This is a genomic window from Sphingobacterium sp. UBA1498, assembly GCF_002325125.1.
In the GTDB taxonomy this organism is placed as follows: domain Bacteria; phylum Bacteroidota; class Bacteroidia; order Sphingobacteriales; family Sphingobacteriaceae; genus Sphingobacterium.
In genome coordinates, this window is sequence record NZ_DCRG01000008.1 from 1 (window position 1) to 13,967 (window position 13,967).

General features: G+C 38.4%; 14 protein-coding genes. 12 read left to right on the top strand and 2 right to left on the bottom strand.

The genetic code is table 11. The features are described 5' to 3' along the window. The first annotated feature begins 143 nt into the window (after positions 1-143). The 3 genes from B3139_RS07510 to atpG all read left to right on the top strand — a co-directional run bounded on the left by B3139_RS07510 (position 144) and on the right by atpG (position 3,295). The gene (locus B3139_RS07510; protein ID WP_293881455.1) at positions 144-686 is read left to right on the top strand and encodes a F0F1 ATP synthase subunit delta; all 543 of its coding nucleotides are present in this window, start codon (positions 144-146) and stop codon (positions 684-686) included. 54 nt (positions 687-740) lie between these two features. Continuing rightward, positions 741-2,315, top strand: a complete 1,575-nt coding sequence (gene atpA, locus B3139_RS07515) for a F0F1 ATP synthase subunit alpha (protein WP_293881457.1) — start codon at positions 741-743, stop codon at positions 2,313-2,315. A 77-nt stretch (positions 2,316-2,392) separates the two neighbouring features. Next, positions 2,393-3,295: an ATP synthase F1 subunit gamma gene (gene atpG, locus B3139_RS07520; RefSeq protein WP_293881459.1), complete on the top strand. Its 903-nt coding sequence runs from the start codon at positions 2,393-2,395 to the stop codon at positions 3,293-3,295. Positions 3,296-3,362: 67 nt separating this feature from the next. On the opposite strand, the gene B3139_RS07525 is transcribed toward atpG, so the two are convergent. After that, on the bottom strand, positions 3,363-4,409 hold the full coding sequence (locus B3139_RS07525; protein WP_293881461.1) for a 3-oxoacyl-ACP synthase III family protein: 1,047 nt from the start codon (positions 4,407-4,409) through the stop codon (positions 3,363-3,365). Between the two features lie 78 nt (positions 4,410-4,487). On the opposite strand from B3139_RS07525, the gene B3139_RS07530 reads away from it, so the two are divergent. The 3 genes from B3139_RS07530 to B3139_RS07540 all read left to right on the top strand — a co-directional run bounded on the left by B3139_RS07530 (position 4,488) and on the right by B3139_RS07540 (position 8,201). Then, a complete protein-coding gene (locus tag B3139_RS07530; RefSeq protein ID WP_209581393.1) occupies positions 4,488-4,769 on the top strand; it encodes an ATP-dependent Clp protease adaptor ClpS in 282 nt (93 codons plus the stop codon). 104 nt (positions 4,770-4,873) lie between these two features. After that, a complete protein-coding gene (locus B3139_RS07535; protein ID WP_293881465.1) occupies positions 4,874-7,324 on the top strand; it encodes a TonB-dependent receptor domain-containing protein in 2,451 nt (816 codons plus the stop codon). 67 nt (positions 7,325-7,391) lie between these two features. Further along, positions 7,392-8,201 (top strand): 3-keto-disaccharide hydrolase, encoded by an 810-nt coding sequence (locus B3139_RS07540; RefSeq protein ID WP_209581398.1) that lies wholly within the window; start codon positions 7,392-7,394, stop codon positions 8,199-8,201. Positions 8,202-8,233: 32 nt separating this feature from the next. Here the strand turns inward: B3139_RS07540 and B3139_RS07545 are convergent, their stop codons facing one another. Beyond that, complete coding sequence (locus B3139_RS07545) at positions 8,234-8,938, bottom strand: YjjG family noncanonical pyrimidine nucleotidase (protein ID WP_293881469.1); 705 nt, start codon at positions 8,936-8,938, stop codon at positions 8,234-8,236. Positions 8,939-9,140: 202 nt separating this feature from the next. On the opposite strand from B3139_RS07545, the gene B3139_RS07550 reads away from it, so the two are divergent. The 6 genes from B3139_RS07550 to B3139_RS07575 all read left to right on the top strand — a co-directional run bounded on the left by B3139_RS07550 (position 9,141) and on the right by B3139_RS07575 (position 13,950). Continuing rightward, positions 9,141-10,016: a sensor histidine kinase gene (locus tag B3139_RS07550; protein WP_209581404.1), complete on the top strand. Its 876-nt coding sequence runs from the start codon at positions 9,141-9,143 to the stop codon at positions 10,014-10,016. Continuing rightward, a complete protein-coding gene (locus B3139_RS07555) occupies positions 10,006-10,713 on the top strand; it encodes a response regulator transcription factor (protein WP_070563139.1) in 708 nt (235 codons plus the stop codon). The genes B3139_RS07550 and B3139_RS07555 overlap by 11 nt, the downstream gene beginning before the upstream one ends. A 10-nt stretch (positions 10,714-10,723) precedes the next feature. Continuing rightward, a complete protein-coding gene (locus B3139_RS07560; protein ID WP_293881477.1) occupies positions 10,724-11,242 on the top strand; it encodes a hypothetical protein in 519 nt (172 codons plus the stop codon). Then, complete coding sequence (gene hemE, locus B3139_RS07565; protein WP_293881478.1) at positions 11,242-12,279, top strand: uroporphyrinogen decarboxylase; 1,038 nt, start codon at positions 11,242-11,244, stop codon at positions 12,277-12,279. The genes B3139_RS07560 and hemE overlap by 1 nt, the downstream gene beginning before the upstream one ends. 161 nt (positions 12,280-12,440) lie before the next feature. After that, entirely contained in the window at positions 12,441-12,992 is a 552-nt protein-coding gene (locus B3139_RS07570; RefSeq protein WP_293881479.1) for a CopD family protein, read from the top strand. Between the two features lie 64 nt (positions 12,993-13,056). Then, positions 13,057-13,950: a DUF4476 domain-containing protein gene (locus B3139_RS07575; protein WP_293881480.1), complete on the top strand. Its 894-nt coding sequence runs from the start codon at positions 13,057-13,059 to the stop codon at positions 13,948-13,950. The last annotated feature ends 17 nt before the right edge of the window (positions 13,951-13,967 follow it).

Consider the following 13,967-nt stretch of genomic DNA (forward strand, 5'->3'; position numbering starts at 1 on the left):
GTTTCTTCTTTGTCTTTGGATATTGCTCGTAAAGTGTTAAACAAAGAATTTGAGGACCAAGGAAAGCAAGAAGCTTTAGTTGCAGATTTGCTTAATGACGTTAAATTGAACTAATCCGGTCACTCAAATTACGAAATAGAATTATGTCAGTATTTAAAGTAGCATCGAGATATGCGAAGGCATTAATTGACTTGGCAGGCGAGCAAGGCTCACTGGAAACAATCAAGACCGATATGGATTCATTCATTGCGGTTTTGAAATCCAGTACCGAATTGCAAGCTGTTTTGGCCAATCCTATTGTTCCTTTGGACAAGAAGAAAAACATATTGGATGCGCTATTTAAAGATAAGATCAATCCAAATATCTTGGCGTTCTTTAAGATCATGATCAATAAAGGTCGTGGCGAGATTGTATATGCCACTGCTCAAGAATTTATTCGTGAGTATAATGAGGTAAAAGGAATTGTGAAAGCTACAGTTACATCTGCAGCACCACTTTCTGAAGCTAATTTGGCAGCGATGAAAGATGTACTTGCTAAAGAAACCAACGCTCAAGTGATATTGATCAATAAAGTTGATCATAGTTTGATCGGTGGATTTGTAGTCAATATTGGTGATCGCCAAATTGATGCAAGTATTGCTGGTAAGTTGAATAAATTGGAAAGATATTTGAATCAGAATAATTAATTTGTTCTGATACTTGAAGTAAAATAAATCAAAAAACCCCTTATAATAATTAAAATGATAGAGGTAAGACCAGATGAAGTTTCGGCAATTCTAAGAGAACAATTGTCGGGCTTTAAATCAGAAGCCGAACTAGAGGAAGTGGGTACCGTACTTGCTGTAGGTGACGGTATTGCTCGTATTTACGGCTTAACTAAAGTTCAGTCCGGTGAGTTGGTTGAATTTGATAACGGATTACAAGGTATTGTATTAAACTTGGAAGAAGACAACGTCGGTGTTGTACTTTTAGGTCCTTCTGATGAAATCAAAGAAGGAGATACTATTAAACGTACTAACCGTATTGCATCCATCAAAGTTGGTGAAGGCTTGTTGGGACGTGTTGTAAATACTTTAGGTCAACCAATTGATGGTAAAGGACCTATTCAAGGTGATTTGTATGAAATGCCTATTGAGCGTAAAGCTCCAGGTGTTATCTACCGTCAGCCAGTAACTGAACCATTACAAACAGGTATTAAAGCGATTGATGCGATGATTCCAGTTGGTCGTGGTCAACGTGAGTTGGTTATTGGTGACCGTCAAACAGGTAAAACTGCTGTTTGTATTGATACAATCTTGAACCAAAAAGAATTCTATGATGCAGGGCAACCTGTATTCTGTATCTACGTTGCCGTAGGTCAAAAGAATTCTACCGTTGCGAATATCGTGCGGACATTGGAGGAAAGAGGTGCGATGGCTTATACAGTAGTTGTTGCTGCATCTGCTGCTGATCCTGCTCCACTTCAATTCTATGCGCCAATGGCAGGTGCTGCTATCGGCGAATTTTTCCGTGATACAGGCCGTCCGGCATTGATCGTTTATGATGATTTGTCTAAACAAGCTGTAGCTTACCGCGAGGTTTCATTATTGTTGCGTCGTCCACCGGGCCGCGAAGCCTACCCTGGTGACGTATTTTATCTACACAGCCGTTTGTTGGAGCGTGCAGCGAAAATCAACTCTTCGGATGATATCGCACGCAACATGAACGATTTACCAGAATCAATCAAACATTTGGTGAAAGGTGGTGGTTCATTGACTGCGCTTCCGATCATCGAAACACAAGCGGGTGACGTTTCTGCTTATATCCCAACCAACGTAATTTCAATTACAGATGGTCAGATCTTCTTGGAGTCTAACTTGTTTAACGCAGGTATCCGTCCAGCGATCAACGTAGGTATCTCTGTATCTCGTGTAGGTGGTAACGCACAGATCAAACCGATGAAGAAAGTATCAGGTACTTTAAAGTTAGATCAAGCGCAGTACCGTGAATTGGAAGCTTTTGCTAAGTTTGGTTCTGATTTAGATGCTGCTACAAAAGCTGTGTTAGACAAAGGGGTTCGTAATGTTGAAATCTTAAAACAAGGTCAATACTCTCCAGTTTCCGTAGAGAAACAAGTTGCGATCATATACATCGGAACTAAGGGTTTATTGCGTAATGTTCCTGTAAATAAGGTTAGAGAATTTGAAGAGGAGTTCTTAACACAATTGGAACAACGTCATCCAGAAGTGTTGTCAGCATTTAAAGCTGGTAAGTTCTCTGATGAATTAACTGCAGTATTAGAAACAGTAGCTAAGGATTTAGCATCAAAATATTAATAGTAATGAGTATTTGGTATTGAGTCTATTGACAAGGCTCGATACTCAATACTAGGTACTTAATACTTAAAACAAATATGGCAAATTTAAAAGAAGTAAGAAACCGGATTACCTCCGTATCATCAACGCAGCAGATTACAAAAGCTATGAAGATGGTTTCGGCTGCTAAATTGAAGCGCGCTACTAACGCTATCTTACAATTGCGCCCATATGCGAATAAACTAAGAGATATTTTGGCGGATGTTTCTGCAAGCGTGGAGGGAAGTAATTCTCCGTTTACTGTAGATCGCGAGCCAAATAAGGTGTTGATCGTTGTTGTTTCTTCTAACAGAGGTTTGGCTGGAGCATTCAACGCAAATGTTATCAAAGCAACTAATAACTTGATCGCTAACAAATATGCCGAGCAACATGCAAAAGGAAATTTGAGTATCATTGGTATTGGTAAGAAAGGTTATGATTTCTTTTCGAAGCGTAACTTTAATGTGGTAGCTAATCACTCTGATTTGTTTTCTGATTTAAATTTTGGTGGGGTATCCGTGGTGACTGAATTTATCATGGAACAATTTAAAGAAGGTAATTTTGACCGTGTTGAAGTGGTGTACAACCAGTTTAAAAATGCTGCAGTTCAAGAGCTGACAGCGGAGCAGATTTTACCTTTAATACCACCAGCTCAGGAATACAAACAACATACGCATAAAGCAAAAATAGAAGCTGAGGTGGATTATATCATCGAGCCTTCCAAAGAGAAGATTATCGAAGAGTTGATTCCTAAAGCAATCAAAATTCAATTATACAAAGCTGTTTTGGATTCAAATGCTTCGGAACATGGAGCACGTATGACAGCGATGGATAAAGCGACAGAAAATGCAGGTGATTTATTAAAATCATTGAAGCTATCGTATAACCAGGCACGTCAAGCAGCAATTACAACAGAACTGACAGAGATCGTATCAGGGGCCGCTGCTTTATCAAACGGATAGTTTTTATTCGGGTAAAAACAAAAAAAAGGTGCTGATCTTATGATCAGCACCTTTTTTTTGAACTAAATTACCATCGAATTAAGGCTGATCCCCATGTAAATCCTGCTCCAAAGGCGGCCAGACAGATAAGATCACCATTTTTAATTTTTCCTTCTTCCCAAGCCTCGCATAGTGCTATCGGCACAGAGGCTGCAGTGGTATTGCCATATTTCTGAATATTGTTGAATACCTGATCTTCCCTTAATCCAAGTGTTTTCTGTACAAATTGAGAAATACGAAGATTGGCCTGATGCGGAATCAATAAATCGATATCATTGGTTTTTAAATTATTTTTTTCCAATGCCTCTTGAATTACTTCAGGAAATTTGACAACAGCTTTCTTGAAAACAGCCTGTCCATCCATATTTGGAAATGCTGTCCCGTCTTCGAGCATCTCTTTGGTCATCAATAATCCTCCTAATTCCTGCTCGGGCCATTTGGGCATTTCATCCAGCCATATTCCGCTGGATGCCCCCGGGTAATACATAGCTAGCTTTTCGGCTTCTGCTCCGTCTGAATGTAAATGTGTACTCAGTATACCTTTGCCATCTTCCGCTGTTGGTTGCACAACGACCGCTCCTGCACCATCGCCAAAAATTACGGAAACGGCTCGTCCCCTGGTTGAAAAGTCGAGGGCAAAAGAATGTTTTTCTGAGCCGACGACCAGCACATTTTTATACATACCTGTTTTTACAAATTGGTCGGCTATAGAGAGGGCATATATAAATCCCGAACATTGGTTTCTGACATCCAGTGCGCCAACCTCATTCATCCCCATTTCCCTTTGTAGTAAAACCGCACAGCCCGGGAAATAATAATCTGGGGATAGTGTTGCGAAGATGATAAAATCAACATCCTGAGGGGTAATTTGGGCACGTTCTATAGCAATTTTAGCCGCTTCGACTCCCATTGTTGTGGTGGTCTCACCGATTCTGTCAGCATATCTACGTTCTTTAATTCCTGTTCGTTCCTGAATCCATTCGTCACTGGTATCCATAAAGCGTGTAAGATCATTATTGGTATAAACGTTTTTTGGAACGTAATAGCCGATTCCGGCAATTTTTGACTGTAACATAATAAATTCTGCTAATTGATTGTATTCTTCCCTTTTATAATGTCGTTAATTTAGAAAAAAATATTCTATTTTTGCAGCATGGGTACCCAAACTGCTGAAGAAACCTTTACGTTAGAAGAGATTTTAGCCTCTGTCAAAGAGTCTAATCGACTCATTTTATGGAATGATGAAACCAATACGTTTGAACATGTGATTCACTGCTTGATTTATCATTTGCAATATACCGAAAAGCAAGCCGAGAAGATTGCCTGGAAAGTACATACCGAAGGAAAATGTGCTGTATTGGAAGGGAGTTATACGGAGATGGAAATTTATCGCAAAATTTTGAAAGCCGAAGGATTAACTGTCTCTGTAGAGTAACTTGCCATTCTTTTGTTACCGTAATAATATGGTTACGCTTCTGTTTTGTCTATAAGTTTTAGTTTTCTTTGTAGATCATAACTATAAACTAAGCTGAAGCTCTCATGTTGTTTAACGCTAAATCGTTTAAATCTTTTTTATTTTTATTGTTTTCACCTGTTTTTCTTTTTGCTCAAACGGGTCAAATTAAAGCTATTTTGGTTGATAGCGCGACCGCTAAGCCTATATTATCCGCGAGTGCCACACTCCTGGATGCGAAAAATAATACCTTTGTGAAAGGTGGACAGTCTGTAGACCAAGGATTTCTCTTGTTATCTGATATTAAACCCGGTAAATACAATATACGTTTTTCCTATGTCGGCTATGAAGCAAAATCTATTGATGCTGTAGAGGTCTTAGGAGGAAAGAGTAAAGATTTAGGCCGAATTGCTTTGAAGTCCATAGGTAATATCTTGAATGAAGTGGTTGTTGAAGGTAGGGTTCCAGCCATGCAAATTGGTATAGACCGTAAAACGTTCAATGTAGGTGAGAGTTTGGTAAGTGCTGGCGGAACTGCAACTGATGTATTAGCTAATGTCCCAACCCTACAGGTTGATCAGGACGGATCTGTCAGTTTGCGTGGGTCGAGTAGCGTGAAAATTTTAATCGATGGCCGAGAGTCCGCTTTAGCCGGAAGTGATGTGACTTCGTTGCTTCAAAGCCTACCTGCTAATTCAATCGATAAAGTTGAGGTCATTACCAATCCTTCTTCCAAATACGACGCTGAGGGACAGACTGGGATCATCAATATTGTTTTAAAGAAGAATATCAGAACCGGATTAAATGGTTCTATCAATACTTCTGCCGGGTCTTATGATAACTACATGGCAGGACTGACCTTGAATTATAGGGATAAAAAGTTTAATTATTTTGGATCTTATAATTTCAACAAACGCCATATGGTTGGAAGCGGTGCCGTTGATAATATCTTTAAAAATAACAATAGCCAGATATCAAATAATTCGGAATCATCAAGAAAAGGTAATAGTCATACGATAAAAGCTGGAGTGGACTATAGTCTTTCTGATAAAACTTCCTTGAGCCTTTCTGGTAATGTGAGCATAAGGGATAATAACCGTGGTGAGGACTTATGGTACCGTTATTTTAATCACCCAACCTTATCCGGCACGAGCACTAGAACTTCTCGCCAACTCGAGGATGATCTGGGCTATGAATTTACAATGGATTTTAGACATCAATTTAAGAGATCTGGTGAAGAACTGACCGCTAATGCCAGCTATGGCCGCGATAAGGAAGATGGCACAAATGTTTTTTTACAGGAGTTTACCTCTGGAACACCTAGTACAGGCCGAAATAATGTCAGTTCGGAAGACGGTAAAAATATCAATATACAAGCGGATTATGTGCTCCCTTTTTCAGAAGAGAGTAAATTTGAGGCAGGTTATCGTTCGCAAATCAGAAAGTCATTTGATACTCAATTCTCGGATACGTTGTCGGTAGCTAATGGTAGCTATCTGCCAGACTATGGAATCAGCAACGATTTTGATTTTACGTCTACTGTTCATGCCTTATATGCCAACTACCAAGGGAAACTATCGGATAGAATAGGTTATCAAGTAGGTTTGCGTGCTGAGCAATTTAACCTAAATTCTACTTACTTTTCAAAAGATCCAACTGTTATTGACAAGGAAACTAAGGCCAGTCAAGACTTCTTTCGTCTATATCCAACCTTATTTTTAACATACAATGTTGGTGATGAAGGTGATAAAATTCAATTCAGTTATTCTAGAAGAGTTCAGCGAGCGAGAGGTTGGCAAGTCAATCCATTCTTGAATGTTTCAGATGACATGAACAGACGGCAGGGGAATCCCAATCTGAAGCCTGAAGATGTTCACGGCTTTGAGCTGAGTTTTGCCAAAACCTTTGGTAAGGTGAATTTGATTTCTTCTGCGTACTTCAATCATACCAATGAGGTGATGCAGCCTTATGTTTATTTTGTGGACACCTTGAGCAGTGTGACCTACAGTCGATGGGAGAACTTGACAAGTAGAAATCTCTCCGGATTTGAATTTATCTCTAAAGTCAATGCGACTAAGGATTTTGATTTTACATTCAATCTTAATCTGATCAATATCAATTTTAAGGCGAATGAGGCTTATAATGTTAAAGCATCCAATGGTTTTGCATACAATACCAACTTAACGGCTAATTACCGTTTTACGCCAACGTTTTCCGCTCAAGTTCGTGGTGAATATAACTCTTCGCGGGTGATGGCACAAGGAAAGATGAACGCTATGAAAGGTGTTGATGTGGCATTGAAAAAAGATGTGCTAAATAAGAAGGCATCTATTATGTTCAATGTTAGAGATGTATTTAATACACGGAAAATGCAGGGCTTTACTGAGACACCACAATTGAGTTCTAATTTTGAACACCGTTGGATGAAGAGAATGTTTACTTTGTCGCTTTCCTACCGGTTTGGTAGCCAAGATTTAAACAAATCAAAGAAGAAGGTGTCAAACACAAATGAAGTAGGGGAAGGAGAGGAATATTAAAAAATATTGCTCTTTGTACTCCCAAATGCTTAAATTTAATTTTAAAACAAACCTAAAACTAAAAAGAATGAAGGTATTAAAAACAGTTCTTGCGGTATCGGTGATTGCTTTTTCAGCACACTTAAATACTGCCATAGGGCAAACAAAGAAAGAAGTTCCTGCTTACAAAATTTTAGATTTACCACGTGTAGATATCAAGAAATTTAAAAAAAATAAGGCTGGAGCTTATGTTATTTTTGATGGTACTTCTATGGACGGCTGGAGAGGCTATGATAAGACTGTCGTTCCTAAACGATGGGTGATTAATGAAGGTGCAATCAAATTTGATAGCCAAGCTAATCTTGGAAAGGAAGATGGGGGAGATTTAATTTTTGCTCATGATTTCAAAAATTTCGAATTAGAAATGGAATGGAAAGTTGCCAAAGGAGCAAATTCGGGAATTTTCTTTTTAGCCAAGGAGGTTGAGGGACAACCGATATATATATCGTCTCCAGAATGTCAGGTTTTAGACAATGAAAACCATCCTGATGCAAAAATGGGTGTTGACGGAAACCGAAAATCGACATCACTATATGATATGATCCCGGCCAAACCACAGAATGGTAAACCATATGGCGAGTGGAATAAGGTTAAGATCAGGGTCAACAATGGAAAGGTAGAGCATTTTCAGAATGGTGTAAAAGTTGTAGAATATACATTGTGGGATAAGTCATGGATTGATTTATTGCAAAAGAGTAAATTCAGTGAAGAAAAGTGGCCTTTGGCTTTTGAATTGTTGAGCAATGTTGGTGGCGATAGTAAGTCAGGGCTTATTGGTCTCCAAGACCATGGAAACGATGTATGGTTTAAGAATATTACCGTAAAGGTATTAAAATAAAAAAAGCAGCTTTAAGCTGCTTTTTTTATTTATTATAGTATCGATTGTAATTCTTTTAAATCGATAATCATATGGTCGACATCCTCCGGCTTTTCGGCGCTAGTAGGGTTAAAGAAAATGGCGTCCATCCCAACATTTACCGCACCACGGATATCGGCATCAAGGTTATCTCCAATCATCAATGACAGCTGAGGTTGCGCAAAGGCTGTCGCCATGGCAAATTGAAATATTCTAGGATCCGGTTTGTTTACGCCGACTACCTCTGAAATAAAAATATGTTTGAAATATTTTCTTAAGTCGCTTTTTTCCAATTTTGTTTCACACGCTTCTTTAAAACCATTGGATATTAAGTGAAGATTATATCTGTCACTTAAATAGGTCAGCGTTTCATGAGCATTGGGGAACAGATTTGTTTTTTGGGGACAGATGGCGAGATATTCTAATTCGAATTCCTCAGGAAACAATTCGGGATCCACACCGAGTTCTGTAAAGGTATCGGCAAACCGTGCTGTCCTGAGCTCGGGTTTTGAGATCTTTCCGTGATGATAAAGTCCCCAAAGCCGATGATTGTTGATCGTATAAGTTTCTATAAAACGGGTGGACGACTCTTGATTAAACAAGCGATCAAACTTGTATTTAAAATATAACTCGTGAAGACTTTCTTCGGCATTTTTATCAAAATCCCAAATCGTATGATCCAGATCGAAGAAAATGTCTTTTTTTCCCTGATTAAACATATGCAAAACTAAAATAAAATCGTCTGAAATACGAAAGAGTATCCGTTATTTGATTGTTAAATTGGTAGAAAGCATGTTGCAGTGAAGATATATCAGGGATATTGTAATGAATTATTAATGTTGCGACTCCGTTAATTTTCTTCTTTGTGTCATAATCCTTCGGATATTTCCGAATACCTAGTTGAATACCTATTTTTGTCACATGAAGAAAGCGCTGTTACTCTTTTATTTTCTATTGTTTTATGCGGTTATGCAATTGATCTGGTGGGGGGTGATGTTCGTTCGATTTGACCCCAGTAAGCAGAACATGATCATTGGAGAAGGGATTTTCTTCCTAATTATTTTCCTATGGGGAGCATGGCGACTAAAACGACTGGTGGAAAGAGAGCAGAAATTATTGCAGCAACAGCAAAACTTTCTTTTAGCCATTACACATGAACTGAAATCACCCTTGGCTTCTGTCAAACTGTATATTCAAACGATTTTGAGGCGCGATTTGGATAAGGAACAACAGCAGACATTCTTGCGTAATTCACTAAAGGATATCGAGCGTTTGGATGATTTAGTGGAAAATGTGCTAATGACCACCAAATTGGATAGCCGCAATTATAGTATGCCGAAAGAGGATTTTAATTTTACTTCTTTGGTAGAACAGATCGTTGACAGGCTGCAAAAGAATTCGTGTAGTTCACAAGTTTTGAAACCTTATTTGGAAGCGGATATTATTATTCATGCTGATAAGTTTGCGATTAGTAATGTGGTGACTAACCTGATTGAAAATGCTATTAAGTATTCACCCGCATGTGCTATGGTGGATGTGAAATTATATACGGAGAATAGTAAAATAATTTTTTCTGTTGCTGACCATGGTATTGGTATCAGCGATGAAGAGAAAAAGCTTATCTTTAATAAGTTTTATCGGGTGGGCAGTGAGGCTACACGGAAAACCAAAGGCACAGGTTTGGGGTTATATATCGTGAAAACCGTGTTGCAGAAACACGACGCGACCATTAAAGTTAAAGATAACACTCCTAAAGGGAGTATTTTTGAAGTAACATTTGAAAGAAATGCAAAGTAAACAAAGAATATTACTTGTCGAAGATGAAGAACACTTGTTAGAAGCTATCAAGTTGAATCTCGAAATGGAAGGTTACCGTGTCACTACGGCTACCGATGGAAAAAAAGCACTAAAAGTCTTCAAGGAGGAGCGTTTCAACTTGGTTGTCTTGGATGTGATGATTCCGGAAATTGATGGATTTCAAGTTGCTGAAACTATTCGACTGCAAAATACAGAAGTTCCTATTATGTTTTTAACTGCCAAAAATAGCAGTGAGGATCGGATTACCGGCCTTAAGAAAGGAGCAGATGACTATTTGGTGAAACCTTTCAACTTAGAAGAGTTGATTCTGCGTGTTGGAAATCTAGTTCGCCGTGGCATGAAGCCTGATGATCTCAAAGAACTAAATTCTTATCAAATAGGAGATAAAACGATCTATTTCAATTCGTACGAACTGCATCATGCGGATGGTACGATAACTTCTTTGACAAAAAAGGAAACGATGTTGTTAAAGCTGTTGATTGAAAGACGTAATGAGGCGGTATCGAGGGAGCAAATATTGGAAACCGTGTGGAACTATGATGTTTACCCATCTACTCGGACAATCGATAATTTTATCCTGACCTTCCGGAAATATTTCGAGCCGGATCAAAAACACCCAATTTACTTTCATTCTATCCGCGGTGTTGGTTATAAGTTTACCGACAATAATGCCTAGGTAATAAGAGATGATGACAATTAAGGCTAGGATAGCCGTTATTTTTATCGCCGCGTTATTTTTGGGCTATGGCATATATCAAGGTCATTATCAGACTGCTGTACTGATAGCTGGTGGAATAGGCTATTTGATTTGGAGCCATTTCAGAGAAGGGTCTGTTTTTTTGGCTACACAGGCTTTTCATAGGCAAGATTATGAGAAAGCAAAAAAATTGTTGGCTGAAATTAAGAACCCCGACGCGCTGCGGAAAGGTAGACGTAATTTCTATGAATTTATGATGGGAAATATTGCGCTGAAAGAAGAACGTGTCGATGAGGCGGAATATCATTTCCAGTTAGCATCACGTCTGCCTTGGAAAAAAGATAATGAAAAGGGCATGGTTATGATTAATCTAGCAAACATAGCACTTCGAAAGTTTGATTACCAAAGAGCCAGAGCGTATGCAGATGTGGCCAATAAATTGCATCTGACGGCTAGACAGAACAGTATTATTACAAAAATAGAAAACGAAATTTCAAAACATTTATAGTGAGTACTACTTTACAAAACGACTTATTGATTAGGGCTGCATTCTCGCAGCAGACAGAGAGACCTCCTGTGTGGATGATGCGCCAAGCTGGGCGCTTTATGAAAGAATATTGGGATATCAAGAATAAATATTCCTTTCTGGAAATGTGCAAAACACCCGAAATCGCCGCTGATGTCACTATGCTTCCGGTTGATTTATTGGGTATTGATGCTGCTATTTTATTTTCCGATATTTTAGTAACCGCCGAAGCAATGGGCGGCGATCTTTCTTTTGAACAAGGTGTAGGACCTCGTTTTTCTAATCCTATTCGTTCTGTAAAGGATGCCGAAGCTTTATCCGTTAACTGTTTGGATAGATTGCAATATGTAGCTGATGCCATAAAGGTGATTCAGCAACGTCTTGATAGGCGTATTCCTTTGATTGGATTTGCAGGAGCACCGTTCACAATTTTAAGTTATTTGGTCGAAGGTGGATCTTCAAAAGATTTTAAGTTAACAAAATTGATGTTGAATAATCAGCCGGAGCTGGCCCATATGATTCTTCAAAAGATCGCCGATGTTACTGTTGACTATCTGAACATGCAGATCGAAGCTGGTGTTAATGCGATTCAATTATTTGATAGTTGGGCTTTAGCCTTATCATGGAATGATTACCGTGATTTCTCACATTATTATAATAAACAGATTATTTCAAGATTAAACCGTCAAGACATTCCAGTTATTTCATTTTGCAAGGGATCGTCTGTTTTTGCACCGATGATGGTCGAAGCGCAGCCTGATGTGATATCTATTGATTGGAATGCAGATTTAAAAAATATAAAGCAATCCCTACCACAGGGGATCGCTGTACAAGGAAATTTAGATCCATTTGTTTTGTATGCTGATAAGGCTGTAATCAAAAGGAAGATTACAGAACTCTTTGAACGTATGCGAGGTGAAAATGGGTTTATCTTTAACTTGGGGCATGGTATAATGCCAGATATTCCATTTGACAATGTAAAATATGCCATTGAAGTAGTGAAAGAATTTCGCTATTAATTGTGGTCTCTTAAAATATACAGAACGACTTGCGAAAGCAAGTCGTTTTTTTTACCAGGTCGGAAACTGATGATATTCGATTTTTGTATATTGGATGTAAGATTTATACAAATCATAGTTGCTGGTGACAATTGCTCCTAACTTTTCTTAATTTTGTAATTATGATCTATTTATATGCAAAAGCTGTTCACATTATCTTTGTAGTGTGTTGGATGGCTGGATTGTTCTATATTGTCCGACTATTTATCTACCATACGGAAGCTAAATCTAGGCCTGCAGAAGAATATGGCATTTTGCATAGGCAGTTTACTGTAATGGAAAGCAAATTGTGGTGGATTATAACCACTCCAGCAATGTACCTCGCTGTAGTCGCAGCACTAGTTATGCTTTATATGAATCCGGGTTTGCTGAAGATGGGCTGGATGCATGTTAAACTCACCTTCGTTTTAGGATTGATACTTTATCATTTCTCCTGCCAGCGGATTATGTTTCAATTACAAAGTGAGTCTTCCAATTGGTCTTCGACAAAATTGAGGCTATGGAACGAACTCGCTACAGTTTTACTATTCGCGATTGTTTTTACAGTAGTTTTAAAATCGGCCTTGAATTGGATATTTGGCGTTTTGGGACTGTTAATTTTATCGATTGCGCTGATGATGGCTGTAAAGCTTTATAAAAAATATCGGAACAAGAGTGTTGGGCGAAAGCGTTAAATTCTATGCTTTCTTAATCCTTTGTGATTCTTTATAGTCGAAAGATTATAAATAGAATAGGATTATGTATAGAAAAATTCTAAGTATGTTCTTGTTGCTGACTGTAGCAGCAGCTGGTTTTGCGGAACGATACAGACCTTTGGGTGGTACATTAAATATCTACTCTACAGATGTACCTTTTTTTCTTTATATTAATGACATTTTGTATAATAATAGAGCTTCAAGGGGTGTCAAAGTATCTCATTTGAAGAATAGGCGTTATGATTTGCGTATCGTGTTTGCCGATCGTCAGCACCGCACATTAAATGGTTCCGGAATACAACTTGTCGATAGAAATGGGCAATTCATGGACGTTGTGTTTTCTGTTAGTAACAGAAGAGGAAATAAGGGGATTATTTTAGAATCCATAAATCCTATTGATCGTTATGGCAATGGTAATTATCGTAACGACTTACTTTATGATAATCAGGATATATATAGGGATGAACAGTATGATGAGCCATATAGCCAATTGGAAAGTCGTGGCGATTCACCGGCCTATAATCGGAATGGCTATGATCATGACAGGAACAATAATCAACACAGGCAGCCGGAGGAATCCGAAATTTATCGTAATGGTGTAGATCGTCCTCATGGAAATGCTAAAGATGAAGGAAATGGTCAACTGGATAAAGAAGTATTCCTTAAAACAGATTCTAACCGATTGAATGACCTGTTGAATCAGAAAGAAAATGATCAGGATAAACTCGCGTTAGCTGCTCAGGAGTTACAAAATATGCAACTTCGTGTTTCTGAAATTGCCGATTTAATGGAATTGTTTATACGGGATGATAATAAGCTCACCTTTGCTAAATATGCTTATCCAACTTGTGTGGACAAACAGAATTATGAGAAAGTAGGGGATGCCTTATCATTTAGCTCAACCCGGGAAAAGCTTTTGGATTTTCTAAAAAAATAAAAAAGAGGCTGTCTCAA